Annotated in this window: 22 protein-coding genes; 9 read left to right on the top strand and 13 right to left on the bottom strand. The window is 75.8% G+C overall.

The window, feature by feature from the left end:
- Positions 1–109: 109 nt before the first annotated feature.
- The 6 genes from DT057_RS24020 to DT057_RS23995 form a co-directional block, all read right to left on the bottom strand.
- On the bottom strand, positions 110–1,354 hold the full coding sequence (locus DT057_RS24020; RefSeq protein WP_128564624.1) for a glycosyltransferase: 1,245 nt from the start codon (positions 1,352–1,354) through the stop codon (positions 110–112).
- Positions 1,355–1,521: 167 nt separating this feature from the next.
- Complete coding sequence (locus DT057_RS24015; RefSeq protein WP_128564623.1) at positions 1,522–2,721, bottom strand: glycosyltransferase family protein; 1,200 nt, start codon at positions 2,719–2,721, stop codon at positions 1,522–1,524.
- 404 nt (positions 2,722–3,125) lie between these two features.
- Positions 3,126–3,449: a c-type cytochrome gene (locus DT057_RS24010; protein ID WP_128564628.1), complete on the bottom strand. Its 324-nt coding sequence runs from the start codon at positions 3,447–3,449 to the stop codon at positions 3,126–3,128.
- Between the two features lie 152 nt (positions 3,450–3,601).
- On the bottom strand, positions 3,602–4,573 hold the full coding sequence (locus tag DT057_RS24005; RefSeq protein ID WP_128564622.1) for an MBL fold metallo-hydrolase: 972 nt from the start codon (positions 4,571–4,573) through the stop codon (positions 3,602–3,604).
- 174 nt (positions 4,574–4,747) lie between these two features.
- A complete protein-coding gene (locus DT057_RS24000; protein ID WP_128564621.1) occupies positions 4,748–5,986 on the bottom strand; it encodes a Zn-dependent hydrolase in 1,239 nt (412 codons plus the stop codon).
- A 160-nt stretch (positions 5,987–6,146) separates the two neighbouring features.
- On the bottom strand, positions 6,147–7,112 hold the full coding sequence (locus DT057_RS23995; protein ID WP_128564620.1) for an NAD(P)H-dependent flavin oxidoreductase: 966 nt from the start codon (positions 7,110–7,112) through the stop codon (positions 6,147–6,149).
- A 350-nt stretch (positions 7,113–7,462) separates the two neighbouring features.
- Between DT057_RS23995 and DT057_RS23990 the strand changes: the two genes are divergently transcribed.
- Positions 7,463–8,683, top strand: a complete 1,221-nt coding sequence (locus DT057_RS23990; RefSeq protein ID WP_238314170.1) for a serine hydrolase domain-containing protein — start codon at positions 7,463–7,465, stop codon at positions 8,681–8,683.
- 47 nt (positions 8,684–8,730) lie between these two features.
- Here DT057_RS23990 and DT057_RS23985 read toward each other — a convergent pair whose 3' ends face one another.
- Both DT057_RS23985 and DT057_RS23980 read right to left on the bottom strand, forming a co-directional pair.
- The gene (locus DT057_RS23985; RefSeq protein ID WP_128564618.1) at positions 8,731–9,522 is read right to left on the bottom strand and encodes a DUF2189 domain-containing protein; all 792 of its coding nucleotides are present in this window, start codon (positions 9,520–9,522) and stop codon (positions 8,731–8,733) included.
- A 376-nt stretch (positions 9,523–9,898) separates the two neighbouring features.
- Positions 9,899–10,732: an IclR family transcriptional regulator gene (locus tag DT057_RS23980; RefSeq protein ID WP_128564617.1), complete on the bottom strand. Its 834-nt coding sequence runs from the start codon at positions 10,730–10,732 to the stop codon at positions 9,899–9,901.
- A 225-nt stretch (positions 10,733–10,957) separates the two neighbouring features.
- Between DT057_RS23980 and DT057_RS23975 the strand changes: the two genes are divergently transcribed.
- The 7 genes from DT057_RS23975 (at position 10,958) to DT057_RS23945 (ending at position 19,544) form a co-directional block, all read left to right on the top strand.
- Positions 10,958–11,827 carry a protein-L-isoaspartate O-methyltransferase family protein gene (locus tag DT057_RS23975; protein WP_238314167.1) on the top strand — a complete coding sequence of 290 codons (870 nt, stop codon included), beginning with the start codon at positions 10,958–10,960 and terminating at the stop codon, positions 11,825–11,827.
- A gap of 83 nt (positions 11,828–11,910) precedes the next feature.
- Positions 11,911–12,552: an MBL fold metallo-hydrolase gene (locus DT057_RS23970; protein ID WP_128564616.1), complete on the top strand. Its 642-nt coding sequence runs from the start codon at positions 11,911–11,913 to the stop codon at positions 12,550–12,552.
- A gap of 24 nt (positions 12,553–12,576) precedes the next feature.
- Positions 12,577–13,542, top strand: a complete 966-nt coding sequence (locus tag DT057_RS23965) for an aldo/keto reductase (RefSeq protein ID WP_128564615.1) — start codon at positions 12,577–12,579, stop codon at positions 13,540–13,542.
- A 263-nt stretch (positions 13,543–13,805) separates the two neighbouring features.
- The gene (gyrB, locus tag DT057_RS23960; protein ID WP_128564614.1) at positions 13,806–16,232 is read left to right on the top strand and encodes a DNA topoisomerase (ATP-hydrolyzing) subunit B; all 2,427 of its coding nucleotides are present in this window, start codon (positions 13,806–13,808) and stop codon (positions 16,230–16,232) included.
- Positions 16,233–16,357: 125 nt separating this feature from the next.
- Positions 16,358–17,329 carry a phosphoribosylaminoimidazolesuccinocarboxamide synthase gene (locus DT057_RS23955; protein ID WP_128564613.1) on the top strand — a complete coding sequence of 324 codons (972 nt, stop codon included), beginning with the start codon at positions 16,358–16,360 and terminating at the stop codon, positions 17,327–17,329.
- 65 nt (positions 17,330–17,394) lie between these two features.
- The gene (locus DT057_RS23950) at positions 17,395–18,636 is read left to right on the top strand and encodes an adenylate/guanylate cyclase domain-containing protein (protein ID WP_128564612.1); all 1,242 of its coding nucleotides are present in this window, start codon (positions 17,395–17,397) and stop codon (positions 18,634–18,636) included.
- Positions 18,633–19,544 (top strand): amidoligase family protein, encoded by a 912-nt coding sequence (locus tag DT057_RS23945; protein ID WP_238314164.1) that lies wholly within the window; start codon positions 18,633–18,635, stop codon positions 19,542–19,544. Before DT057_RS23950 ends, DT057_RS23945 begins: the two co-directional genes overlap by 4 nt.
- Before the next feature lie 25 nt (positions 19,545–19,569).
- On the opposite strand, the gene DT057_RS23940 is transcribed toward DT057_RS23945, so the two are convergent.
- The 5 genes from DT057_RS23940 to DT057_RS23920 all read right to left on the bottom strand — a co-directional run bounded on the left by DT057_RS23940 (position 19,570) and on the right by DT057_RS23920 (position 25,357).
- Entirely contained in the window at positions 19,570–20,400 is an 831-nt protein-coding gene (locus DT057_RS23940) for a phosphodiesterase (RefSeq protein WP_128564611.1), read from the bottom strand.
- Between the two features lie 162 nt (positions 20,401–20,562).
- Entirely contained in the window at positions 20,563–21,900 is a 1,338-nt protein-coding gene (locus DT057_RS23935) for an ABC transporter substrate-binding protein (protein WP_162501489.1), read from the bottom strand.
- Positions 21,901–21,913: 13 nt separating this feature from the next.
- Positions 21,914–22,786, bottom strand: a complete 873-nt coding sequence (locus DT057_RS23930; RefSeq protein ID WP_238314160.1) for a carbohydrate ABC transporter permease — start codon at positions 22,784–22,786, stop codon at positions 21,914–21,916.
- Positions 22,783–23,631: a carbohydrate ABC transporter permease gene (locus tag DT057_RS23925; protein ID WP_238314196.1), complete on the bottom strand. Its 849-nt coding sequence runs from the start codon at positions 23,629–23,631 to the stop codon at positions 22,783–22,785. The genes DT057_RS23930 and DT057_RS23925 overlap by 4 nt, the downstream gene beginning before the upstream one ends.
- Positions 23,632–23,974: 343 nt before the next feature.
- Positions 23,975–25,357 (bottom strand): cytochrome P450, encoded by a 1,383-nt coding sequence (locus DT057_RS23920; RefSeq protein WP_128564608.1) that lies wholly within the window; start codon positions 25,355–25,357, stop codon positions 23,975–23,977.
- 174 nt (positions 25,358–25,531) lie between these two features.
- Between DT057_RS23920 and DT057_RS23915 the strand changes: the two genes are divergently transcribed.
- A partial coding sequence (locus tag DT057_RS23915; protein WP_128564607.1) for an RNA polymerase sigma factor region1.1 domain-containing protein occupies positions 25,532–25,831 on the top strand: 300 nt, incomplete at its 3' end.

The following is a 25,831-nucleotide window of genomic DNA, read 5'->3' as shown; positions in this document are numbered from 1 at the left end:
ATCGTGCGCTCGCCGGAGGGCACGGGGTGGCCGGGGGGCTTCAGGGGGGCGTAGAAGGCGACCGTCCCGCAGGCGACCGTCCCGCAGGCGACCGTCCCGCGCGCGCCCGTCACGGCCGCGACCCGCGCAGCAGCCCGGCGACCGCGTCGAACCCGCCCTCGGCCCCGAACTCCGCCCGCAGCCGCGCCAGGGCCGCCGCCGCGAGGGCCGCGCGCGCGGCGGGCGCGCGGGCGAGCAGGTTGACGGCGTTCGAGAGCGCGGCCCAGTCCCCCGGCGGCACCAGCCGGCCCTCGATGCCGTCCCGGAGGAATTCCGGGATGCCGGCGAAGTCGGTGGCGACCACCGCGAGGCCCTGCGAGGCCGCCTCCATGATCACGTTCGGCAGCCCGTCGCGGTCGCCCGAGGGCGCGCGCTTGGCCGGCAGCACGAACAGGTCGGCCTCGCGCATCAGCGCCACCACGTCGGGCTGGGCCTTGGGGCCGAGGAACGCCACCCTGGCGCCGAGCCCGAGGGCCGCCGCCTTCCCGCGCAGCGCCGCCAGGGCCTCGCCGCCGCCCACGTGGGCGAGGCGCCAGTGCAGGTCCGGCGGCAGGGCCGCGAGCGCGTCGAGGAGGTCGTCGAAGCCCTTCTTGGCCACGGCCCGCCCGACCGTGACGATCCGCAGGGGATCGGCGGGGTCGGCGCCGTCCCGGGGCGGGCGCGCCGGCGGCGGCGGGGGGAAGCGCCCCAGGTCGAGGCCGTGATAGACCAGGGACACCCGCCCCGGCTCCGCCGCGAGGCCGCGCAGCTGCGCGGCGCCCGCCCGCGTGCAGGCGACCGCGAAGGTCAGGCGCGGGTCGTCGAGCTTCTCGGCCAGCTCCCAGCCCGGCGTGGTCCAGATGTCCTTGGCGTGGGCCGAGGCGCTCCAGCTGCGCCCCGTCAGCAGGGCGGCGTAGCGCGCCACCGAGGCCGGGGTGTGCAGGTAGTGGACGTGGATGTGGGCGACGTCCGCCGGAAGCTCGCGGGCGAGCACCAGCGCCTGGCCGAGGCGGCGGCCGCGGTTGGGCGTGGGGTCGCGCGCGAGGTCGCGCCAGGCGAGGCGCAGGAGCCGGCCCAGGGCGGGCCGGCGCAGGGCCGCGAGGGCGCCGCGCAGCACCCTCAGGGGCGCCCGGTGGAGGTATTCCGGCAGGTAGGCGACGGGCGCCCGCACCCGGGCGTGCATCGGGTGCACGGCGCCGTCGTGCGGCCGGCGCAGGGACCAGATCGCGAGGTCGAACCCCCGGGCCTCCAGGCCGAGGAGCTCCTGGGCGATGAAGGTCTCGGACAGGCGCGGGTAGCCCTTGACGACGACGGCGATGCGCGGGGGCGGGCTCATGCGTCCGGTGGGGCTCCCGGCGCGTCAGGGCGCCGCTGCGATGGCCTCGATGGCGGTCCCGGATGCCGGGACGGCGAGGGCCGATAGCACGGGAGCCGCCCCGGCGGGAGCCACTTCGCGGGCCCGCCGGCGCCCCGCGGCCGGCCCGGCGGCCCGCCGGCGGCGCGCTACTCCGCCGCCGCGCGCGGCGCGCTCACCGTGCAGGCGAGGCGCCGGATCGCCGGCAGTCCGTCGAGCAGGCCCGGCACCGGGCGGGCGGAGGGCGGCGGCCGGTGCGGCAGGGAGGCCAGGGCCGCCGCCATCGGCGCGGGGCCGCCCTCCTGCGGCTCCAGGGTCGAGACGAGGCCGAGGCGGGCCGCGGCCCGGGCCCGGATCAGCTGCTCGCGCCGGGGCCGCACCCGGGGCAGGATCAGGGCCGGGCGGTCGAAGGAGAGGATCTCGCAGAAGGTGTTGTAGCCGCCCATCGCCACGACGCCGGCGGCGCGGTGCATCAGCCGCTCCAGGCGGGCGTCGAAGTCGAGGGACGAGAGGCGGGGATGCGCCGCGATGCGGGCGCGCAGCCGCGCCTGCTCGGCGGCCGGGAAGAAGGGCCCGAACACCACCAGGGCCGGGTGGCCGGGATCGTGCGCCTCGTAGGCCTCCACCACCGCCTCGACGAGGTCGCAGCCGTCGCCGCCGCCGCCCGGGGTCACGAGCAGGAAGGGCGCCTCGTCGCCCTCGGCCTCGGGCCCGGCGGGCTCCGGGACCTCGCGCCGGAGGTAGCCGGTGTAGGTCAGGCGCCCGGCCGTGCCCGCCGGCAGCGGCAGGCCGGCGAGGGGGGCGTAGATCGCCTCGAGGCCGTAGACCCAGAGCGCGTCGTAGAGGGGCAGCACCGCGAGCGCGCCCTTGCGCTCCCACTCGGGCGCCAGGAGGGCCGGGTCGTCGAGGACGTCGCGCAGGCCGAGCACCAGGCGGCAGCCGCGGGCCCGGAGGCGGTGGAGCGTCGGCAGGACCTCGCCGTGGAAGCCCGCCGGCTCCTTGTCGACGAGGAAGAGGTCGGGGTCGAAGCGCTCGGCGACGTGGCGGATCAGGGCCGTGCGGGTGGCCACCACCTCCGCGAGGCCGTGGCCCGGGCCGAGGCTCTGGTACTCGCCGCTCGCGAGCTTGGTCACCCCCGGCAGCCGCCGGCAGGTGACGCCGGGCGCGAACCGGAAGGCGTGGCTCACCGGCGAGCCGGACAGGATCAGGACCCGCCGGCCGGGCGCCTCGGCCACGAGGGCGTGCGCGATGGCGCGGGCGCGGCGCAGGTGGCCGAGCCCGAACGTGTCGTGCGAGTAGATGAGCACACGCTGCGGGGCGCCGCAGGGCGCAGGCGGGAGGAACGTCATCCCGCGGACGCGGCGGCCCGTGCGCACGCGAGGGCCCGGGCGGGCCCGCAGGTCCGGTCGGGCCCGGGCGTGGGAGGCGGAAGGGCCGGCGCGGACGCGTCGGTCCGCCGGGATCCGCGGCTCCGGGCGGACGAGATCCGCGCAGGTGCGACGGGCCGGCGAGGGCTCACGGGCAGCGGCATACGGTGTCGGACCTCCCCGGCACGGAAGGCCAGCCTAGCGCATCCGCCCCCCGGAGGGCTACCCGCCCGGGGGAGGCTCCCGACGATATGGCCGAGCTTGTTGCGCCGAAAGCCCGCCCGCCCCCCCCGTGCCCGCCCGCGGGGCGGCCCCGCGCGCCGCCCCGCGGGAGGCCGGCCCTCCCGCAGGCCGGACGGCCGGCCCGCGGGGAGATCCGGCGCCCGTCAGCTCGGGGGCAGCACGTCGATCTGGATGCCGCCGTAATAGGCCGCGAGGTTCGCGATGTCGGCGTCCGTGAGGTCCTGGGCGGCCACCGACATCACCTCGTTCCTGCGGGTGCCGTTGCGGAACTCCGTCAGGGCCTTGACGAGGTAAGGCTCGACCTGGCCGGCGAGATTCGGCGCGTCGGGGAGCTTCGAGAGGCCGTCGAGGCCGTGGCAGGCCTGGCAGGAGACCGCCTTGGCGCGCCCCGCCCTGGGGTCGCCGGCGGCGGCCGGCCCCGCGACGGCGAGGAGGAGGGCGAGGGCGAGGGCGGGCTGCGGGGTCATGGGCGTCACGGGCTCGCGCGTCACGGGTCGGGGCAGGATCGCCCCGGGATGCAGGGCGGCGCGGGCCGAGGGGCCGGCGCGGGCCGCGAGGGTGCTCACGCGGGCCCCCGGCGCGGGCCCGCCCGGGCCCCCGGCGCGGGCCCGCCCGGCCCTCAGGCGTGGGGCAGGCCCCATTGCAGCGGCACCAGCTCGTAGCCGCTCCCCGCCCGGACGATGTGCCCGCCGGCCGGGAAGGGGGCGTGGTAGAACGCGACCGGCAGGCGCTCGGCGGCCGCCATGGCGAGCACGCGGTGGCGGGTGGCGCGGGCCTGGTCGGCATCCATGTCGAACAGGGCGGACCAGTCGGGATTGCGCACGAACAGGGCGGGGTGGTTCGTGACGTCGGACGTCACCAGGAGCCGGCGCCCGGCGGATTCGAGCAGGAACGAGGTGTGGCCCGGCGTGTGGCCGGGCGTGTCGAGGGCCGTGAGGCCGGGCAGCACCTCGGACTTCCAGGCGTAGCGCTCGACCTTGACGTCGCCGCCGAAGACCTTCCGGACCGCGCCGAGATTGGCCTTGAGGGCCTCCGGCGGGTCGGCCATGCGGGCGTCCTCCATCCAGAAGCGCCACTCGGGCTCGGGCACCAGGATGCGGGCGTTCGGGTAGGCGAGGGCGCCGTCCTTGCGCCGCAGGCCCAGGATGTGGTCGGGGTGGAAGTGGCTGATCACCACGGCGTCGACCGCCTCCGGGGCGACCCCGAGGGCGGCGAGCCCCCGCAGGGTGCCGCCGGTGCCGGGCGGGCCGCTGTCGGCGAAGCCCGCGTCGATCAGCACGCGCCGGCCCCCGAGGGTGAGGAGGAGCGGCGTGAAGGTGATCGGCAGCGCGTCCTTCGGCAGGAAGGCGCGCTCCAGGGCCGCCTGCACGGCGTCCAGGGAGGCGTTGCGCACGAACCCGGCATCGAGGGGGCGCGACAGCGAGCCCTCGTGCAGGGCCGCGACGCCGGCGTCGCCGACGGCGAAGCGGTAGACGCCCGGCGGATCGGCCGCGGCGGGCGCGCCCCCGCCGGCGACGCCGGCGGCGCTGGCCGAGAGGGCCGGGCCGGCGGCGAGCCCCCCGGCCATGAGGGTGCGGCGGGTCATCGACATGGCGCTCGAGCCTCCCCGGCTTCAGGTCCCCCCGCAGCTATCGCGGCGGGGCGGCCCGTCAAGGTGCGGGGCGCGCCCCGCGGGCGGCCGTCAACGTGCGGGGCGCGCCCCGCGGGCGGCCCGTCGAGGTGCGGGGCGCGCCCCGCGCCGCCTCGCCGGGGCGGCGCCCGGTCCTCAGCGGTTGGCCCGCGCCAGCGCCGCGTGGAGCAGCAGGTTCACGCCCGGCAGGGTCTGGTCGAGGGCGATGTCCTCGGCCTCGTTGTGGGTGATGCCGTCGCGGCAGGGCGTGAAGATCATGCAGGCGGGGGCGACGCGCGCCACGTGGTAGGCGTCGTGGCCGGCCTGCGAGCGCAGGTCGAGGGTCGGGATCGCGAGGCGCCCGGCGGTCTCGCGCAGGAGGCCGATCAGCCCGTCGTCGAAGGAGAACACCCCGAAGCCCCACTCCTCGGCGACCCGGATCGCGGTGCGGGAGCGCTCCGCGCAGCCGGGCAGGGCGTCGCGCAGGGCGGCCTTCATGACCTCCAGGGTCTCGAGGGCGGGGGCCCGCATGTCGATGAACAGCTCGGCGTACTCCGACAGGGTGCCGGGGAGGTTGGGCACGAGGTCGAGGCGGGCGGCCGTGGCCTTGGCGTCGGTGTCGGCGTGCGCCCAGCCGATGTCGTTGACCGCCACCGCCACCATGGCGGCGCCCACGAGGGCGTTGCGGCGCTCCCGCATGGGGGTCGGGCCGGTATGGGCGGTGGTGCCCTCCACGGCGATGCGCATGCCGCAGCTCGGGTAGCCCCCGGTGACGATGCCGACCGGCACGCCGGCGGCGTCGAGGGCCGGGCCCTGCTCGATGTGCAGCTCGAAATAGGCGTCGATCGGGCGGCCGCCGACCGGCTCGGGGCCGCGGTAGCCGATGGCGTCGAGGGCGGCGCCGAAGCGCACGCCCTCCCGGTCGACCCGGTCCTCGACCCAGCCCGGGGTGGCCTGGCCCGACCAGGCGAGGGAGCACAGCATCGGCGGCGAGAAGCGCGCGCCCTCCTCGTTGGTCCAGTTCACCACCTCGATGCTGCGGCGGGTGGAGAGGCCGAGGTCGTCGAGGGTGCGCAGCACCTCGAGGCCGGCGAGCACGCCCAGGATGCCGTCGAAGCGCCCGCCCGCCCACTGGGTGTCGAGGTGGCTGCCGATCAGCACCGGGGGCAGGTCCGGCTCGGTGCCGGCGCGGCGCAGGCGCATGGTGCCGAGCCCGTCGACCGCCAGGGGATAGCCGCCCTGCTCGGCCCAGGCCCCGAGCTGGTCGCGCATCGCCCGGTCGGGCTCGGTGAGCGTCAGGCGGCGCAGCCCCCCCCGGGGGCCGGTGCCGATCCCGGCCGACACCATCAGGGTGTCCCAGAGCCGGGAGCCGTTCACGGAGAGGTTGGTGGTCATCGGGGCCTCGCGCCAGAACACGGACGAACGGACGGGACCATGCGAGGGCCGTGCCCGCCGGGCAAGCGCCCCTGCGGGGGGCGGGCAAGCGCCCCTGCGGGGGCGGGAAGGCGCCACGCGCGGGCGAGGAGGCGGGCGGGCCGGGCGCGGGGCCCGGCGCTCAGGCGCCCGGGAGGCCCCGCAGCCCCTCGCGCGCCGCCGCGTACTCGCGCACGAGCCGGGCGATCACCTCGGCGGTCGGGGGGGCGTCGTCGATGGTGCCGACGCCCTGTCCGGCGCCCCAGATGTCGCGCCAGGCCTTGGTGGTGCCCGAGCCGAAGTTCATCCGGGTCTTGTCGGCCTCCGGCAGGGCGCTCGGGTCGAGCCCGGCCGCGACGACGCTCGGCGCGAGGTAGTTGCCCGGCACGCCGGTGAAGAAGGGGGTGTAGAGCACGTCCGCCGCGCTCGTCCCGACGATCATGTCCTTGTAGGCCGGGGCGGCGTTCGCCTCCGCGGTGGCGATGAAGCGGGTGCCCATGTAGGCGAGGTCGGCGCCCATCGCCTGCGCGGCCAGGATCGCCGCGCCGGTGGTGATCGCCCCCGACAGGATCAGGGGCCCGTCGTAGAAGCGCCGCACCTCGCCCACGAGGGCGAAGGGGCTCAGCGTCCCGGCATGCCCGCCGGCGCCGGCGCAGACCAGGATCAGCCCGTCGACCCCGGCCTCCAGGGCCTTCTCGGCGTGGCGCACCGTGGTGACGTCGTGGAAGACGAGGCCGCCCCAGCCGTGCACCGCCGACACCACGGCGTCCGGCGCGCGCAGGGACGTGATGATGATCGGCACCTCGTGCCTGGCGCAGACCGCGAGGTCGTGCTCGAGGCGGTCGTTCGAGGCGTGGATGATCTGGTTGACCGCGTAGGGCGCGACGACCCGGCCGGGATCCGCCGCCCGGGCGTCCGCGAGGGCGCCCGTGATCCGGGTCAGCCAGGCGTCGAGGGCCTCCTTCGGCCGGGCGTTCAGGGCCGGGAAGGACCCGACGATGCCCCCCAGGCACTGCGCGATCACGAGGTCCGGCCCCGAGACGATGAACATCGGCGAGGCCACGACCGGCAGGGCGAGCGCGTGGGCGAGGCGGTCGGGCAGGGACATCGGCGGCGTGGCTCCCGGGGCCTGGTTCGTGGGCTCGGGTCCCGCATCGCACCCGCCCCGGCCGCGGTCAACGGGCAGCGCGCCCCGCGCCCGGCGGGGGCGCCGCGGCGCCTCTCCCCGGGCCGTCCCGCCCGCGCGGCGCTCCGGCCCGGGGGACCACCGCGGCGGGCGTGCGCGCCGGCCCCGTGTGACGGGCCGCGCGATGACGCCTGGAGCATTTTCCCAGAGCAGTGGACACCGGTTCGCCGCAGACAATGCGGCAGACTCAAAAACCTGGAGCAGCGGCCGATTGCAGCGTGATCGGATGCTGCTCTAGAACCCCGCCCGGTGGGCGATTGTGGAGGATGGCGGTGCAGGGTGAGAGCGTGGAGCCGGAGGCGGTCGGGCTGTCCTCGGAGCGGCTGGAGCGGATCGTCCCGTGGATGCGGGCCTACGTCGAGGACGGCAGGCTGCCGGGCCTCTCGGTGACGGTGGCGCGGCGCGGCGGGGTGGCGTTCTCCCGCGCCCACGGCCTGTCGGACCTCGCCCGCGGCACGCCGATGGCGCACGACACCATCGTGCGCGTCTACTCGATGACGAAGCCGCTCACCTCGACGGCGATCATGATGCTGTACGAGGAGGGGCGCTTCCAGCTCGACGATCCCGTCACCCGCTTCCTGCCCGAGTTCCGGGACATGCGGGTGCTCACCGGCGGCAGCCGCCTGCGGCCCGAGACCGTGCCGGCCGAGCGCGACATCACCGTCCGCGACCTCCTGACCCACACCTCGGGCCTGACCTACGGCTTCATGGAATCGACCCTCGTCGACCAGATGTACCGGGACCAGGGCGTCGACTTCCAGACCGCCGAGACCTCCCTCGCCGACGTGGTCGCCCGGGCCGCGCGCCTGCCGCTCCTCGCCCAGCCGGGGGCGGAGTGGAACTACAGCATCGCCACCGACGTGCTCGGCCACCTCGTGGCGGTGATCGCGGGCGTGCCGTTCGACACCTTCCTGCGCGAGCGGATCATCCGGCCCCTCGGCATGGTGGACACCGACTTCCACGTGCCGGCGGAGAAGCTCGCGCGCTTCGCCTCGAACTACGCGCTCGGCCAGGACGGGCGCCTGACCCTGATCGACGACGCGGCCGAGGGCCGCTACGCCCGGCCCCGGGCCGTGCCCTCGGGCGGGGGCGGCCTCGTCTCGACGGCGGCCGATTACGGGCGCTTCTGCCGCTTCATCCTCGGCGGGGGCGCGCTCGACGGGGTGCGGCTCCTCGGCCGCAAGACCGTGGCGCTGATGACGGCCAACCACCTGCCGGGCGACCTCGCCGAGATGGGCCAGCCGCGCTTCTCGGAATCGAGCTACAGCGGCATCGGCTTCGGGCTCGGCTTCTCGGTGATGCTCGATCCGGCCAGGGCGCAGATCCTCGGCACCCCGGGCGAGGTGGCCTGGGGAGGCGCGGCCTCGACGGCGTTCTGGATCGATCCGGCCGAGGACCTGTTCGTGATCCTGCTCACCCAGCTCATGCCGTCCTCGACCTGGCCGGTCCGGCGCGAGCTGCGGGTGCTCACCTACGCGGCCCTGACGGACTGAGCGCCGGCACGGGAGGCGCCGGCGCCCGGCCGGGGCGGGCGGGCGCGTCAGGCCTCCACGGCGCGCCGGTAGAGGTGCCAGGTCGCGTGGCCCAGCACCGGCAGCACGACCGCGAGGCCGACGAAGAGCGGCAGCATGCCGAGCACCAGGAGGCCCGCCACGATGAGGCCCCAGGTCAGCATCGTGCGGGGATTCTCCCGCAGGAGGGCGACCGAGGTCTCGATCGCGGTCCCGGCATCGACGTCGCGGTCGATCAGCAGCGGGATCGAGACGGCGCTGACCGCGAGGGCGATGAGCGAGAAGGCGAGGCCGACGAGATTGCCGAGCAGGATCAGGGCCCAGCCCCGCGGGGTGGTGAGCACCTCCTCGGCGAAGGCGAAGACCGAGGCGTGGCTCTCGCTGCCGTAGAGCGCCCAGTACAGCCCCATGGCGGCGCAGAGCCAGGCGAGGAAGACCAGCGCCAGCACGACGCCGACCGCCACGATGGCCCGGGCCGAGCGCGCCTTCAGGGGCGCGTAGGCGTCCGTCCAGGCGGTGGGCAGGCCCCATTCGCGCCGCCGGCTCAGCTCGTAGAGGCCGATGGCCGCGAACGGGCCGATCAGCGCGAAGCCCGAGGCCAGCGGGAACAGGATCGGGACCAGGTTCTGGTCGAAGGTCACGGCCGCGATGATCACGCCGGCGATCGGGTAGATCAGCACCACGAAGAGCACGTGGGTCGGCATCGCCAGGAAATCGTCGACGCCCCGGGAGAGGGCGGCCTTGAGGTCGGGGATGCCGATCGGGCGCACGGCCGGACGCGCCGCGGCGTAGCCGTGGGAGAGGGTGGGGGACATCGTCATCGCGTTTCCTCCGCGTGGGGAGGCGCCCGCGGTTGGCAGCCGGGCCTTCTTGACTGCGGGTCCGGTCAGGTCATCGGGAGCGCCGGTAGGGTCGATCGCATGGAGCGTGTCGCTCGGGCCTCGTCGTGTCGCCGCGGCGCGCGCGGGCCGGTCCCGGAAGAGCCGGCCGCGCCGCCCGCCACAGAGGTAGCGCAGGAGCCCCGCCCGGACCATGGGCGGCGGGCCCGGGGACCGCACGACCGGACCGCACGATCGCGCGATCCCGGGCGCCGCCCGGTCCCGCGGCGGGATCTTGCCCGCGGGGCGGGATCTTGCCCGCGGGGCGGGATCTTGCCCGCGGGGCGGGGCCGTGCCCGCGGCGGGGCCCGGGCGGCCGCTATTCCGCATCCGGATGCGGGTTCCGGGGCTTGAACACCGCGTTCTCGATCAGGCTCGCGGTCAGCCGGAGGTCGGCGCCCAGGCGCGCGAGGCGCGCGTCGTCGTGCTGCCCCACGATGGTGATGCCGCTGAGGCCGAAGCGCGGCTGGCCGGCCGCGTCCGCGACCAGGGCCGCGACGGCGCGCAGGCCGCGGAACAGGTGGCCGTCGTCGAGGGCCCAGCCCCGCAGGCGGGCCTGCCGCACCTCGGCCATGAAGGTCTCGAAGGCCGGCGGCTGCTGCCAGCGCAGCTGGGCGAAGCGCCGGCGCATCTCGGCCTCCGGCAGGTCGAGCGCCGCCGCGACGCAGCGGCCGACGGCGCCCGCGAACATCGGCAGGCGCAGGCCGAGGCGCATCTCGACCCGCACGGCGGTGTGGGAGTGCGCCCGGTCCACCAGCACGATGCGCCCGTCCCCGGTCACCCGCCAGAGCACGACCAGCAGGTCGTGGTTGAGGGCCAGCCGCTCGAGCTCCGGCCGGATCAGGTCGGCGTGGTTGAGGCCGATGAGCCCGGCGGCGAGCTCCGCCACCCCGAGCCCGAGGGCGTAGGTCTTGTCGCGGCCGCGGAACGCCACGAAGCGGGCCCGGGCGAGGGTGCGCAGGATGTTGAAGCAGGTGCTCGGGCTGATGCCGGTGCCGCGGGCCACCGCGGCCACCCCGAGGGGCTCGGGCGCCGCCGCGAGGTGCCGCAGGATCTCGATGGCGTTCACCACCGCGCCGACGTCGCGCGCCCCGACCTCCCGCGGGCCGGCCGTCCCGTCATCCGCGGCGGCCCCGGGGGCCAGCACCGCCATCGTTCCTCCCGCGGTCCGCCATTCCGCTCGCGGAACGCCCTGCCCGGCCGGCAGGGTGCCAGAGATCGGGCCGGGGCGCCACTTCGGGCCCGGAGCCCGGGCAGGCAGGCCCGGAGCCCGGGCAGGCAGGCCCGGAACCGGCGCGGACCCGGGCCCGTTCGCCCCTGAGGGGAACGCGGTCGCCGGGGCCCCGCCCCGGACATCCCTCTCCCGGATGCCGACCGCATGCCGATGGCCGATCTGAGCCGCCAGCGCGCCGCCTACGCGTCCCTCGTCGCCGCCCGGGCCGGGATCGGCGACGCGGCGGTGATCCGCGCCTTCGCGACGGTCCCGCGGGAGGCCCATTGCGGCCCCGGGCCCTGGCGCATGCTGACCGAGGCGGGCCCGGTGACGGTGCGGGCCGACGACCCCGCCGGCCTCTACCGCGACGCCCTGGTGGCGCTCAAGCCGGCGGAGGGCATCAACAACGGCGAGCCGAGCCTGCACGCGCTCCTCCTCGGGGCGGCGGCCCTGCGGCCGGGCGAGCGGGTGGTGCAGGTCGGGGCCGGGGGCGGCTACTACACGGCGATCCTGGCCGAGCTCGTCGGCGCGGGCGGCCGGGTCGACGCCTACGAGATCGCGCCGGATCTCGCCGCGCAGGCGCGCGCCGCCCTGGCGGGCTACCCGCAGGTGGCGGTGCATGCCCGCTCCGGGACCGCGCCGCCGCTGCCGGAGGCCGACCTCGTCACCGTGGCGGCCGGGGCGACGGCGCCGTGCCCCACCTGGCTCGACGCGCTCCGCCCCGGCGGGCGCCTGATCGTGCCGCTGACGCCCGACCGGGGCGGCGGCGGGATGCTGCTGGCGACCCGGCCGCCGGACGGGCCCGCCGACCCCCTCCCGGCCCGCTTCCTCTCGCCGGCCCGCTTCATCCCCTGCCGGGACGCCCGCGACCCCGCGGAGGCGGCCCGCCTGGAGGCGGCCTTCCGGGGCGGCGGCATGGGCCGGGTGCGGGCGCTCCACCGGGACGGGGCCCCGGACGCGAGCGCCTGGGTCGCGGGCGCGGGCTGGTGGCTGTCCGTGCGGGAGGCGCGACCACCCCCCGGGGAGCGCGCCTGATCCGTCCGCCCCCACCCCCCGGGTGCCTCCCGGCCGCAACCGGGCTACAACACCCCACGCACCGTCGAGACCCCCGGATTCCCATGCCGAGCACGCCCCGCGCCGCGATCATCCCGGTCACGCCCTTCCAGCAGAACTGCACGCTGCTGTGGTGCGAGGCGACGAGGCGGGCCGCCGTCGTCGACCCGGGCGGCGACCTCGACCGCATCCGGGCGGCGATCGCGAAGGCCGGCGTCACCGTGGAGAAGATCCTGCTCACCCACGGCCACATCGACCACGCCGGCGGCGCGGCGGAGCTGGCCGAGGCCCTGGGCGTGCCCGTGGAGGGGCCGCACCCGGCCGACGCCCCGCTCCTCGAGCGGCTGCCCGAGACCGGGGCCGCCTACGGCATCGAGGGCGCCCGGGCCGTGACGCCCGACCGCTGGCTCGGCGAGGGCGACACCGTGGCGATCGGCGAGCTCACCTTCGACGTCCTGCACTGCCCCGGGCACTCCCCCGGCAGCGTGGTGCTGGTGAGCCGGGACGCGCGCTTCGCCCAGGTGGGCGACGTGCTGTTTCGCGGCTCGGTCGGCCGCACCGACCTGCCGCTCGGCGACCACGCCGCCCTGATCGCCTCGATCAAGGGCAAGCTCCTGCCGCTCGGCGACGACGTCGCCTTCATCCCGGGCCACGGCCCGACCGGGACGATCGGCCAGGAGCGGCTGACGAACCCGTACCTGCAGTAAGCCCCCGTCACGAGAGCCCCGCCCATGGACCTGCGCCCGCTCGGCCGTTCCGGCCTGTCCGTCTCGCCCCTCTGCTTCGGCGGCAACGTCTTCGGCTGGACCGCCGACGAGGGGACCTCCTTCGCGCTGCTCGACCGCTTCGTCGAGGCCGGCTTCAACTTCGTCGACACGGCCGACGTCTACTCGCGCTGGGTGCCGGGACACCGGGGCGGCGAGTCGGAGGCGGTGATCGGGCGCTGGCTCAAGGCCCGGCCGGGGCACCGCGACCGGATCGTGCTCGCCACCAAGGTCGGCATGGACATGGGCGAGGGCCGCAAGGGCCTCGCGCCCGACTCCATCGCCGGCGCCGTGGAGGATTCGCTGCGCCGGCTCCAGACCGACCGCATCGACCTCTACCAGTCCCACACCGACGATCCCGAGACCCCGATCGAGGAGACCCTGCGGGCCTACGAGCGGCTGATCCGCGACGGCAAGGTCCGGGCGATCGGCGCCTCCAACTACGCGGCCGCGCGCCTGCGGGAGGCGCTCGACGTCGCGGCGCGGGCCGGCCTGCCGCGCTACGAGTGCCTCCAGCCGGAGTACAGCCTGGCCGAGCGGGGCGCCTACGAGGCGGAGCTCGAGCCCCTGTGCCGGCAGGAGGGCCTCGGGGTGATCTCGTACTTCTCCCTCGCGGCGGGCTTCCTCACCGGCAAGTACCGCGAGGCCGGGGCCGCGGCGGGCCGGGCCCGGGAGGCGAGGGTCGCGCCCTACCTCAACCCCCGGGGCTTCGCCTTCCTGGAGGAGCTCGACGCGGTGGCGGCCGAGCACGGCGCCACGCCCGCGCAGGTCGCGCTCGCCTGGCTGATCGCCCGGCCGGGCCTGACCGCGCCCATCGCCAGCGCCACCTCGGTGGGCCAGCTCGACGAGCTGATCGCGGGCGCCCGCCTCGCCCTCGCGCCGGCCGCCCTGGCGCGGCTCGAGGCGGCGAGCCGGGGCAGCCTGCGGTCCTGACGGAGCTTTCCGGATCTTTAACGGGACGCGGCGAATCGTGGGCATCGGGACGGCGCCCGGGAGCGCGACGGGGCGCCCGAGACGACGCCCCCGCGGGCGCCGGAGAGCGCCGGTTTCGGCGCCGGAAAAGCGCCGTTTTCGGCGCCGGAAACCGATGCAATTTCAACGCGGAATGCTTACATCAGCGTTCTGCCGAACCGCAGGCGCGCACGCCCCCACGGCGTAACCTCGAGTGACGCGCGCCCGCCTGCCCAGGAACCGACATGGCCGAACCCGCCCGCGACCTCATCCCCGACACCTACGGCGCCGATTCGATCAAGGTCCTCAAGGGCCTCGACGCGGTGCGCAAGCGGCCGGGCATGTATATCGGCGACACCGACGACGGCTCGGGCCTGCACCACATGGTCTACGAGGTGGTGGACAACGCCATCGACGAGGCCCTGGCCGGCCACGCGACCCTCGTCACCGTGACGCTCAACCCGGACGGCTCCTGCACCGTCTCGGACAACGGCCGCGGCATCCCGACCGACATCCACGCGGAGGAGGGGGTCTCGGCCGCCGAGGTCATCATGACCCAGCTCCACGCCGGCGGTAAGTTCGACCAGAACTCCTACAAGGTCTCGGGCGGCCTGCACGGCGTCGGCGTCTCGGTGGTGAACGCGCTCTCGTCCTGGCTGCGCCTGCGCATCTGGCGCGCCGGCCGGGAGCACGCCATGGAGTTCCGCCACGGCGACGCGGTGGCGCCCCTCGCGGTCGTGGGCCCGGCCGGCGACCGGCGCGGCACCGAGGTGAGCTTCCTGCCCTCGACCAACACCTTCACGATGGTGGAGTTCGACTACGCCACCCTCGAGAAGCGCCTGCGCGAGCTGGCCTTCCTCAATTCCGGCGTGCGCATCGTGCTGACGGATGCCCGCCACGCCGAGCACAAGCGCGAGGAGCTCGCCTACGAGGGCGGCGTCGAGGCCTTCGTGCGCTACCTCGACCGCGCCAAGACCCCGCTGGTGAGCCAGCCCGTGGTGGTGCGCTCGGAGCGCGACGGGATCGGCGTCGAGGTCGCGCTGTGGTGGAACGACAGCTACCACGAGACGGTGCTGCCCTTCACCAACAACATCCCGCAGCGCGACGGCGGCACCCACATGGCGGGGTTCCGGGCGGCCCTGACGCGCCAGATCACCGGCTACGCCGAATCCTCCGGCATCGCCAAGAAGGAGAAGGTCTCGCTCACCGGCGACGATTGCCGCGAGGGCCTGACCGCCATCATCTCGGTCAAGGTGCCCGACCCCAAGTTCTCCTCGCAGACGAAGGACAAGCTCGTCTCCTCCGAGGTCCGGCCGGTGGTCGAGAACGTGCTGAGCGAGGGCCTGTCGAACTGGCTCGAGGAGCACCCGAGCGAGGCCCGCACCATCGTCGGCAAGGTCGCGGAGGCGGCCGCCGCCCGCGAGGCCGCCCGCAAGGCCCGGGAGCTCACCCGGCGCAAGGGCGCCCTCGACATCGCCTCCCTGCCGGGCAAGCTCGCCGACTGCCAGGAGCGCGACCCCTCGAAGTGCGAGATCCTGCTGGTCGAGGGCGACTCGGCCGGCGGCTCGGCCAAGCAGGGCCGCGACCGCACCTTCCAGGCGGTGCTGCCCCTGCGCGGCAAGATCCTCAACGTCGAGCGGGCCCGCTTCGACAAGATGCTGTCGAGCCAGGAGATCGGCACGCTGATCACGGCGCTCGGCACCGGCATCGGCCGGGAGGAGTTCAACCCGGACAAGCTGCGCTACCACCGCATCATCATCATGACGGACGCGGACGTCGACGGCTCGCACATCCGCACGCTGCTCTTGACGTTCTTCTTCCGCCAGATGCCGGAGCTGATCGACCGCGGGCACCTCTACATCGCCCAGCCGCCGCTCTACAAGGCCGCCAAGGGCAAGTCCGCGATCTACCTCAAGGACGAGCGGGCGCTCGAGGACCACCTGATCGACGGCGGCGTCGAGGGCGCCGTGCTGAAGCTCGCCACCGGCACCGAGTTCGGCGGCGCCCAGCTCAAGACGCTCGTCGACGAGGCCCGCGGCGTGCGCCAGATCCTGCACGGCCTGCACTCGCGCTACGACCGGATCGTGGTCGAGCAGGCGGCGATCGCGGGCGCCCTGCGCCCGGCCGTGGCGGAGAACCCGGTCGAGGCCGAGGTGGTGGCCGACGAGATCGCCCGGCGCCTCAACGCCATCGCGGACGAGATCGAGCAGGGCTGGGAGGGCGAGGCCCGGGACGGCGGCTACATCCTGTCGCGGACCCTGCGCGGCGTGCGCCAGGTCGCGACCCTCGACGAGGCGCTGATCAACTCCCAGGAGGCCCGCCGCCTCGACGACCGGGCCGAGACCCTCGGCCAGATCTACGGCGCCCCCGTGACCCTGGTGCGCCGGGGCGACGAGACCGCGCTGCACGGGCCCGTGGGCCTGTTCGACGCCATGATGGCCCTCGGCCGCAAGGGCCTCCAGCTCCAGCGCTACAAGGGGCTCGGCGAGATGACGGCCCAGCAGCTCTGGGAGACCACCCTCGACCGCGAGGTGCGCTCGCTGCTCCAGGTCAAGGTCAAGGACACGACCGACGCCGACGACCTCTTCGTCAAGCTCATGGGCGACGTGGTCGAGCCGCGCCGGGAGTTCATCCAGGAGAACGCCCTCAACGTGGCCAACCTCGACGTGTGAGCCGGGCCGGGACCGCCCCGGCAGGGCAGGCCCCCGGCAGGGATTTGCCCCCAGCGGGGATTTGCCCCCGGCAGGGATTTGCCCCCGGCGGGGCCGCGGTCCGCCCGCAAGCGATGGAGCGCCCGATGGATGCGGCCGACCTCTCCCCTTACGCCGACTACGTCCTGCGGGACGCGACCCTGCCCGAGCTGCCGAACCACACCCGCGGCAAGGTCCGGGACAATTACGACCTCCCGGACGGGCGCCGGATCCTGATCAGCAGCGACCGCCTCAGCGCCTTCGACCGGGAGCTCGCCGCGATCCCGCTGAAGGGGCAGGTCCTGACCCAGACCGCCCGCTACTGGTTCGAGGCCACCCGCGACCTCTGCCCGAACCACGTCCTCTCCACCCCCGACCCCAACGTGGTGGTGGGGCGCCGGCTCGCGATCCTGCCGGTGGAGATCGTGGTGCGCGGCTACCTCGCCGGCAGCACCGCGACCTCGGCCCTGACCCTCTACCGCGCCGGGCAGCGGGAGATGTACGGCCACCGCCTGCCGGACGGGCTGCGGCCGCACGAGCGGCTGGAGCGCCCCATCGTCACGCCGACCACCAAGGCCGGGCAGGGCGGGCACGACGCGCCGCTGACGCCCGAGGCGATCCTGGGGCAGGGGCTCCTGACCGAGGCGCAGTGGCGCACGGTGTCGCGGACGGCCCTCGCCCTGTTCGCCCGCGGCCAGGAGATCGCGGCCGGGCGCGGCCTGATCCTCGCCGACACGAAGTACGAGTTCGGCACCGACGCCGACGGGCGGATCGTGCTGGCCGACGAGATCCACACCCCCGACTCGAGCCGCTACTGGTTCGCCGCGAGCTACCCGGGCCACCTCGCCGCCGGCACGCCGCCGGAGAGCTTCGACAAGGACGTGGTGCGCAACTGGGTCACGGCGCGCTGCGACCCCTACGGCGGCCCGCTGCCGGAGATCCCCCCCGAGGTGGTCCTGGACACCGCCGCCACCTACGTGCGGGCCTACGAGACCATCACGGGCGAGCGCTTCGCGCTTCCCGACCGGAGCGAGCCGCCCCTCGCGCGCATCCGCCGCAACCTGCGGTCCTTCCTCTGAGCCGCGCCTCCGACGGGACGGGCTTCCGCGACGCCCCCCCGGCTCCCCGGACGGGCGCCGCGCCGATGCGCGCGGCCGCGCCGGCGGGCGGGGGCGCCCTCGCGGCCGCGGTCGCGGCCGGGACCGGGCCCCGCGCCCTCCTGATGCGCCTCGCGATGTTCCTGGTGCTGCTCGTGGCGGCGCAGATCAGCGACGGCTCGCTCCACGCCGGCAGCCACTGGTTCATCCTCGCCGGCTACGCCGCCAGCTCCGTCTGGGTCGGCCTGACGGCGCGGCGGCGCCACGGCGAGCGCCTCGCCTGGATCGCGACGCTCCTCGACGCCGCCCTCGCGGTCTACGTCGTGCTCGAGTACATGATGGCGGCCGCCGACGGGCCGGGCCAGAGCGCCGAGGTGGTCAGCCGCCTGCCGGCCTTCCTGCTGCTCCTCGAATCCGGCCTGACGCTCCGGCTGCGGCACACGATCGTGTTCGCCGCCCTGGTGACGGGGATCTGGGCCGCCGTGCTCGCCGCCGGGATCGCCGCCGGGAGCCCCGCCCTCGCGCCCTCGGTCGGCCCGCAGGTGTTCGGCCTGCTCTCCTTCGTGGTGGCGAGCGGCTTCGTGATCGAGGGCGTCGCGCGCCTGCGCGGCACCCTGGAGGCGATGCTGCGGCTCGAGCACGAGCGGGCGGCGCTGGCGCGGTTCGTGCCGGCCGGAATCGACCTCGTGGGCCCGGACGGCGGCGGCGCGCTGCATTCCCGCCACGCCTGCCTGCTCGCCCTCGACATCCGGGGCTTCTCGGCCCTGACCCGGGCCTTCGGCGAGACCGAGGTGGTGGGCTGGCTCCTCGCCGTGCGGGCGCTCTGCCACGCGGCCGTCACGGCCCACGGCGGCCTCGTCGACAAGTACGTCGGCGACGGCGTGCTGGCGCAGTTCATCGCGGGCCCGCCCGGCGCCCAGGCGGCGGCGGCGCTCGCCTGCACGCGCGAGGTCCAGGGGCGGCTGCGCGCCATGAACCGGGCCCGGCGCCGGGCGGGCCTGCCGGCGCTCGGCCTCACCGCCTCCCTGCACGCCGGGGAGGTGCTGGTGGGGGTGTTCGACGACGGCCAGCGGGCCGAGTTCACCGTGCTCGGGCCGGCCATGAACGCCCTCGCCCGCATCGAGCGCCGGGCCAAGCAGGAGGACCTCGCCATCGCCGTCTCGAAGCGTTTCCTGCGCCTGCTCGGCCCCGGCGCGCCGCCGGCCCGGCGCGTGCCCCGGCACCCGGGCGAGGAGGATTGCCCCGACCTCTTCGGGCTGGAGGCGGACGCCGTGCCGGCGGCCCCGTGACCGGGCCGGGGGAGGCCGGGGGCTTCGCGCGCCCGCCCCGGCCGCGCCGGGCCGACGGGGCGATGCGCCGGGTCGGGGTCGAGATCGAGTTCATGGGCCTGTCGGCGCGGGCCGCCGCCGCCGCGCTCGCGTCCGGGCTCGGCGGGCGCATCGCCGAGGAGGACCCGCACGCCTTCGCGCTCGCGGGGACGCGCCTCGGGGACCTCAGGGTCGAGCTCGACCTGCGCCTCGCCCACCCGCAGCGCCGGGCGCCGCCGCCGCCGGGCACGCCGCCGGGGGCGGGCGGGCGCTGGCTCGGGGCGCTCCTCAGCCCGTTCGTGCCGCGGGAGCTGATCACCGGCCCGCTGCCCCTCGACCGCCTGGCGGAGGTCGACGGCCTGGCGCGCCTGCTCAACCGGGCCGGGGCGACCGGGCGGGGCGCGGTGGCCTTCGGGTCCCTCGGGCTGCACTTCAACGTCGAGCCGCCGAGCCTCGACGCGGCGACGCTGACCGGCCTGATCCGGGCCTACCTCGCGCGCGAGCCGCGGCTGCGGGCCGAGACGAGCGCGGGCGGCGGGTTCTGGGCGGTGCGGGGCCTGCCGCCGCCGTTCCCGGCGGCCTACGTCGCGCGGGTGCTCGACCCCGGCTACGCGCCCGACCTCGCGGGGCTCGCCCGCGACTACCTCGCCGCCAACCCGACCCGCCACCGCGGCCTCGACCTGCTGCCGCTCCTCGCCCACCGCGACGAGGCGGGCGTGCGGGCCGCCCTGCCGCGGGGCGAGAAGGTCAGCCCGCGGCCGGTGCTGCACTACCGGCTGCCCCAGGCCCATGTCGGGCTGCCCGGCTGGAGCCTCGCGGCCGACTGGAACCGCTGGGTCGGCCTGGAGCGGCTCGCGGCCGACCTCCGCGGCGCGCCGGCGCCGGCCTGAGGCCCCCGCCGGCCGCGCGCGCGCCTCAGCGACCCTGCCCCGGGTAATCCGCGTCGAGCACGAACGGGTAGGGCCCCGGGAAGCTCTCGACGTAGGCCATGTGCGAGACGAGGCCGGCGCCGGGCTCCCAGCGGTGGAGCAGGTAGGCCGGGGGCTCGAGCACCAGGGCGCCCGCGTGCTCGGGCGTCAGGTCGAGGGCGACCTGGTGCGCGACGCTCGGGGCGATCTGCGCGATGGTGCCGGCGTAGCGGGCCTGGATCGGCCGGTGGTGGTGGCCGCACAGCACCCGCTCGACGTCGCCGTGGGCCGCGATCAGGGCCCGGAAGCGCGCCTCGCCCTCGATCAGGCGGATCGCGTCCATGTGGGCGATGCCGCAAACGAAGGGCGGGTGGTGCAGGAACACCAGGGTCGGCCGGCCGTCGCCCGCCGCGAGCGCCTCCTCCAGGAAGGCGAGCCGGTCGCCGCACAGGGCGCCGTGGCCGTGGCCGGGCACCAGGGTGTCGAGGCCGATCAGCCGGACGGGATGGTCCTTGACCGCGTACTGGACGAACCCCGCCCGGGCGCCGGGCCGGTAGGCCGCGGGCAGGACGTCCCGCAGGGTCTCGCGCCGGTCGTGGTTGCCGGGCACGACGTAGACCGGCATCGGCAGGCGGGCCAGCAGGGCGCGCAGCTCCTCGTACTCCTCGGCCAGGCCGCAATCGGTGAGGTCGCCGGAGACCAGCACGGCGTCGGGCCGGGGTTCGAGGGCGAGGAGGGCGCCGACCGCGCGGGCGACCAGCATGTTGGTCTCCGCCACGCGGTAGGCCGGACGCCCGCGGGGGCGCACGTGCAGGTCGGTGATCTGGGCGATGAGCATGGGAGGGCGGGTCCGGGTCGCTGTCGGGTCCATGGGGATGTCGGGCGCGCCGGCGCCGCGCGGGCCCGACGGGCCGCGGCGGCGCCGGCGCGCGGGTCGGCCGCCCGGCGCGAGACCGGCGCGCGGGCGGGAGGCCGGACGAGCGTCACGTCCCGAGCCGCCTCACTCGGCGCCCGGCAGGCGCAGCGCCGTGTCCTCGACGTAGGGCCGCATGATCGCGTCGGCGGCCTTCTGGGCCGCGACCAGCGCCTCCTTGGGCTGGCGCTTGCCGGCGAGCACGGCCTGCAGCTCGTCCTCGATCGCCTTGCGCACCGGGACCGTGCGGTAGGTCGCGAACCAGGGCTTGGCGTTGGCGAGCTGGTCGACGGCCGTGCGGGCGTCCGGGTTCCTGTCGAGGAACGCCTTCATCTCGGGCAGGTCGTAGGCGGCCCGGTTGGGGGCGAAGTAGCCCGTGGCGCGGCTCCACCAGCCGGATTTCTCCGGGCCGGTCAGCCAGCGGATCAGGGTCCAGCCGGCCTTGCGCTTCTCGGGATCGAGGACCGCCGGCTGCACCAGGGAGGCGCCGCCGATCGGCACCGCCCGGCGCACGTTCATCGGCACGAAGGCCACGCGGAACGGGAACTTGGCGCTGTCGCGGATGAACGTGAGCGATCCCGTCGAGATGATCATCATCGCGGCCTGGCCCGCCAGGAACGACGCCGTGACCGTCGGCCCCTTGGTCTCACCGGCCGGGTGCACCTTTGCCTTGTGGACGAGGTTCGACCAGAACGTGAGGGCCCCGAGCATCGTCGGCGTGTCGTAGTAGACCTCGCCGCCGTAATCCTCGTTGTAGTATCGGCCGCCGTTCGACATCGTCAGCGCTTCGAGGATCCAGCCGCCGTAATCGTAGCTCGAGGGCATCATCAGACCCCAGCGGGTGGTGCGCTCGCCCTCGCGCCGGGTCAGCGTGCGGGCGGCCGCGGCCAGCTCCTCCCAGGTCCGCGGCGGCGCGTCCGGGTCGAGGCCGGCCTCCCGGAACTGGTCGGCGTTGTAGTAGAGCAGGGGGGTCGAGTTGTGGAACGGCACGCCGTAGACCTTGCGGTCGATGACGGCGTTCGGCCGCAGGGCCGGGAAGAACTGGTCCATGAAGGCGTCGGGGGTCTGCCCGCCCGCGGTGATCAGGTCGTCCAGGGGGGCGATCTCGCGCTCGATGGCGAGGTCGGTCAGGAAGTTCGCCGACATGATGACCGCCGCCGGCGGCTTGCCGGCCCTGATCGCCGCGCGGGTCTTCAGGAGCGTGTCGTCGTAGGAGCCGGTGAAGACCGGCGTCGCCGTGATGCCCGGATGGGCCGCGTTGAACTCCTTGACCAGCGTCGTCATGTGGCGGGCGAGCGCCCCGTCCACCGGCACCGGGAAGAACAGGTCGATGTCCGTCGCCCGGGCTCCGCCCGCCGCGAGCGCGCCGCCCGCCGCGACCAGCACGGCGGCCGCGCGGCGCGCGGCTCTCCACCACGATCTCATCGGTCTCATCCTCTCACTTGATGCCGGAGGCCAGGAAGCTGTTCACGAACCGGCGCTGGAAGACCAGGAAGGCGGTGAGCAGCGGCAGGCTCACCAGGAAGGTGCCGGCCGCGATGACGCCCCAGCCCTGGGTGCCCTCGGCGCTCAGCGTGAAGCTCGCGAGGCCGAGGGTGAGGGGGCGCCGGCCGGGGGAGTTGATGACGATCAGGGGCCACAGGAACTCGTTCCAGTGGCTCGTGACCGAGACGATCGAGAACGCCACCAGCGCCGGCTTCGTGAGCGGCAGGTAGACGTGGCGGATCAGCCGCCACACGCCGGCGCCGTCGATCAGCGCCGCGTCCTCGAGGTCCCGCGGCACCTCGCGGAAGGCCTGGCGCATCAGGAAGGTGCCGAAGGCGGTGGCCCAGTAGGGCGCCATCACCCCCGGCAGGGTGTCGTAGAGGCCGAGCGCCGCCACCGTCTTGAGGTTCGGCACCAGCAGCACGGCCGGCACCAGCATCAACTGCACCAGGAACAGGCCGAAGACGAGCGAACGGCCCGGGAAGTCGAGGCGGGCGAAGGCGTAGCCGGCGAGCGATGCGGTGACGAGCTGCACCGCGAGGATGCCGCCGCAGAGCAGCACCGTGTTGAGGAAGTAGAGCGGGAAGTCGGCGGAGGCCCAGGCCTCGGCGAAGTTCGCGAGGGTCGGCGCGAGGGGCGGGAGCAGGGAGGCCGCGGGGCCCGCGTCCGGATGCCGGAAGGCCGCGACGAGCATCCACCAGAACGGCAGCGCCCAGACCAGGGCGAGGCCGGCCACGAGGGCGCGCCCGAGGCGCGGCGCGACCTCCTGCGCGGGGCCTGCCTCCCGGGCGGGGCGTGCCTCCCGCGGGGGGGCGGGGCGGCTCACCGCGGGTCCTCCGACGAACATTCCGCCCGCCGCAGGGAGACGGCCGTCAGCGCCGAGAGCAGCCCGAGCGTCACCACGGTCGCGGCGGCGGCCCGGCCGGCGTCGTAGCGCTCCACCGCCTGCTCGTAGATGTAGAACAGGAGGAGCTTCGTCGCGTCGGACGGCCCGCCCCTGGTCAGGACGACGACGTGGTCGACCTGCGTGACGGCGTTGAGGAGCGCGATCACCCCCACGAACGCGAAGGTCGGGCGCAGGGCCGGCAGCGTGACGTGGCGCAGGCGCTGGAGCGGCCCGGCCCCGTCGAGGAGCGCGGCCTCCCGGGTCTCCCCGGGGATCGCCTGCAGGCCGGCGAGGAAGAACAGCATGTAGTAGCCGGCGTTCTTCCACACGGTCAGCACCGTGATGGCGCCGAGCGCGAGGTCCGGGTCGCCGAGCCAGTTCGCCCCCGGCAGCCCGAGCTTGGCGAGGTGATAGTCGATCAATCCGATGCCGGGCAGGAACAGGAACAGGAAGAGCGCCGCCGCGGCGACGAGCGGGATCAGGACCGGCAGGAAGAAGACCGCGCGCAGGAGCGCCTTCACGGGCCCGGCGCCGTCGAGCGCGAGCGCGATCCCGAGGGCGAGGACGAGGCTCGGCACGACCGTCCCGGCCGCGTAGAGCCCGTTGTTGAGGAGCGCCCGCCGGAAGGCGTCGTCCGCGAGGAGGGCGGAGACGTTCTCCAGGCCGACGAAGCGGCTGCCGCGGCGCGTCACCGCGTGGGCGGCGTCCCACAGGACCTCGGCGACCGGCCAGTAGGTGAACAGCGCCAGGAAGACCAGCGAGGGCGCGAGCAGCCCGAGGGGCAGGAGCGCCCGCGCCGGGCCGCCGCGCCGGGCCGCGCCGGCCCGGTCCGGAAGCGCCTGGCCCGGGAGCGCCCGGTCCGGCGGGATCTGTTCGAGCGCGTGTGACAAGCGGCACCGGCGTGGGCTGCGGTGCACGCGTCATCCGGGCGTTGTGTGACAGGCGGATGAAGGGGGGGGGCTGCCGCCGCTCAGCCCTGCCCGCCCGCGTCGGCCGAGGTCGGGCGCGCGGCCGCTCCCCGGCGGCGGCACGCCGCGGCGCCGTCGCGGCCTCGGGGTCCGATGCGCGTGCCGAGGCGGGAGGGGCCGGGCAAGGGACCGGGGGGCCGCGCGCGGCGGCGGGCCCGGGTCAGCGCGGCTCCACCCGCATCGGCATGCCCTCGGCCGGCCGCAGGGTGATGCGCTGCTTGAGGGTGGGCACGTGGCCCGGGCGCAGCCGGAAGCGGAGCGAGCGGATCAGCACCGCCAGGATCGCCACCGCCTCGGTGAGCGCGAAGCCCATGCCGATGCAGATGCGGGGCCCGGCGCTGAAGGGCAGGTAGGCGTAGCGGTCCCGGGCCTTCACGGCCTCCGGGTCGAAGCGGCGGGGATCGAAGCGGTCCGGATCCTCCCAGATCGCGGTGTGGCGGTGCACGGCGTAGATCGGGATGGTGATCGGGGTGCCGGCCCGGATGCGCCAGCCGTCGATGTCGAGGTCCTGCAGGGCCGCCCGCACCACCACGGGCGCCGGCGGGTAGAGCCGCATCGCCTCCTGGATCACCTGGCGGGTGTAGGGCAGGGCCTCGACGTGGTCGGGCGTGACGGCCTGCCCGCCCGTGGCGGCCTCGATCTCGGCGAGCACGGCCGCCTCCGTCTCCGGGTGCAGGCTGAGCAGGTAGAGGGTCCAGGTGAGGGCGAGCGCCGTGGTCTCGTGGCCGGCGGCCACGAAGGTCAGGAGGTTGTCGGCGACGTCGCGGTCGTCCATGGCCTGCCCGGTCTCCGGGTCGCGGGCCGCGAGCAGCAGGCTCAGGAGGTCGTTGCGCCCCTCCGTGCCGGCGCGCCGGCCCTCGGCGACCAGGCGGTCGAGCTCCTCCCGGATGTAGCCCCGGGCCCGCTCGGCCCTGGCCCGGCCCGGGTAGGGCGTCCAGGCGGGGGCGCCGACCAGCGACAGGGCGAAGATCCAGCTCGTCGCCTCGAGGTAGTCGGTGATGCCCTGCTCGACCTGCGCGGCGTCGATGCGGCCGTGCCCCGACAGCATGGTCTCGACGATGACGTCGAAGGTGGCGCGCATCATCGCGTGGGCGACGTCGATCTCGGGGCCGGCCTCCGCGGCGAGCCGGTCGCGGGCCCGCTCGGCCGCCCCGATCATGGCGGGCACGAAGCTGCGGATGCGCTCGGCCCGGAAGATCGGCGCCGCCGCCCGGCGCTGCCAGCGCCAGCGCGCCCCGTCGGCGGTCAGGATGGCGTCCCCGAGGGCCGGCGAGAGCGAGCGCCGCAGCACCTCGGACTTCTCGAACGAGTCGGCCTCGTCCATCAGCACCTTGCGGATCAGGGGCGGCGCCATCACGAACAGGCTGGAGCGCCCGAGGAATTTCGAGCGGTAGAGCGGCTCGCGGTAGATCGCCTCCGGCCAGGCCTCGATCGGGTTGCGCACCACCGTGCGGATCAGCCGAACCGGCCCGAGCGGCCGCGCGGGCGGGACGATCCGCGCCTCCGGCGGGGCCGGGCGGAGGTGGGTCGGGTGCGCGTTCATGGCTCGCCTGGGTTTCGACCGGAATGCTTGAGCGCGGGCGCTTCGGGCGCGAGCGCGGGCTGCGCCATCGTCCTACTCCATCTGGGCGCTGGCGTGGCCGAATTCCGCCCCGGGGCAACGCCCGCCGGCCGCGGCGCGTTGGCGGACGGGGCCGCCCCGCCCTGGAGAGCCGCCATGCAGGACGCCTTCGACCGGTCGACCCTGGACCGCCTGATCGACCTCGGGCGCCGCCAGGGAGAGCTGACCTCCGAGGACCTGCGCCGGGCGCTGCCGGTGGCGCGGATGAGCCCCGAGGCCATCGCCCTCGTGCTGATCGAGCTGGAGGAGGCCGGGATCGTCGTCGAGCCGGACGAGGACCTGCTGGAGCCGGGCCGCGCGCTCCCGTCCCTGCCGCCGGGCGCGGCCCTGCGCGACCGGGAGCCGAGCCCGCCTCCGCCGCCGCCGCCCCGGGCGGGCGCGCCGGCGACGCCGGGG

It is taken from the genome of Methylobacterium crusticola, from assembly GCF_003574465.1.
Classification (GTDB): domain Bacteria; phylum Pseudomonadota; class Alphaproteobacteria; order Rhizobiales; family Beijerinckiaceae; genus Methylobacterium; species Methylobacterium crusticola.
The sequence above is the reverse complement of the archived record's forward strand: the minus strand, read 5'-3'. Positions and strand labels throughout refer to the sequence as shown.

Coding starts and splice junctions, on each gene's coding strand:
- DT057_RS24020 (WP_128564624.1), bottom strand. CDS start 1,354: ATGAGCCCGCCCCCGCGCATCGCCGTCGTCGTCAAGGGCTACCCGCGC.
- DT057_RS24015 (WP_128564623.1), bottom strand. CDS start 2,721: ATGACGTTCCTCCCGCCTGCGCCCTGCGGCGCCCCGCAGCGTGTGCTC.
- DT057_RS24010 (WP_128564628.1), bottom strand. CDS start 3,449: ATGACCCCGCAGCCCGCCCTCGCCCTCGCCCTCCTCCTCGCCGTCGCG.
- DT057_RS24005 (WP_128564622.1), bottom strand. CDS start 4,573: ATGTCGATGACCCGCCGCACCCTCATGGCCGGGGGGCTCGCCGCCGGC.
- DT057_RS24000 (WP_128564621.1), bottom strand. CDS start 5,986: ATGACCACCAACCTCTCCGTGAACGGCTCCCGGCTCTGGGACACCCTG.
- DT057_RS23995 (WP_128564620.1), bottom strand. CDS start 7,112: ATGTCCCTGCCCGACCGCCTCGCCCACGCGCTCGCCCTGCCGGTCGTG.
- DT057_RS23985 (WP_128564618.1), bottom strand. CDS start 9,522: ATGACGATGTCCCCCACCCTCTCCCACGGCTACGCCGCGGCGCGTCCG.
- DT057_RS23980 (WP_128564617.1), bottom strand. CDS start 10,732: ATGGCGGTGCTGGCCCCCGGGGCCGCCGCGGATGACGGGACGGCCGGC.
- DT057_RS23975 (WP_238314167.1), top strand. CDS start 10,958: ATGCCGATGGCCGATCTGAGCCGCCAGCGCGCCGCCTACGCGTCCCTC.
- DT057_RS23970 (WP_128564616.1), top strand. CDS start 11,911: ATGCCGAGCACGCCCCGCGCCGCGATCATCCCGGTCACGCCCTTCCAG.
- DT057_RS23965 (WP_128564615.1), top strand. CDS start 12,577: ATGGACCTGCGCCCGCTCGGCCGTTCCGGCCTGTCCGTCTCGCCCCTC.
- gyrB (WP_128564614.1), top strand. CDS start 13,806: ATGGCCGAACCCGCCCGCGACCTCATCCCCGACACCTACGGCGCCGAT.
- DT057_RS23955 (WP_128564613.1), top strand. CDS start 16,358: ATGGATGCGGCCGACCTCTCCCCTTACGCCGACTACGTCCTGCGGGAC.
- DT057_RS23950 (WP_128564612.1), top strand. CDS start 17,395: ATGCGCGCGGCCGCGCCGGCGGGCGGGGGCGCCCTCGCGGCCGCGGTC.
- DT057_RS23940 (WP_128564611.1), bottom strand. CDS start 20,400: ATGCTCATCGCCCAGATCACCGACCTGCACGTGCGCCCCCGCGGGCGT.
- DT057_RS23935 (WP_162501489.1), bottom strand. CDS start 21,900: ATGAGATCGTGGTGGAGAGCCGCGCGCCGCGCGGCCGCCGTGCTGGTC.
- DT057_RS23920 (WP_128564608.1), bottom strand. CDS start 25,357: ATGAACGCGCACCCGACCCACCTCCGCCCGGCCCCGCCGGAGGCGCGG.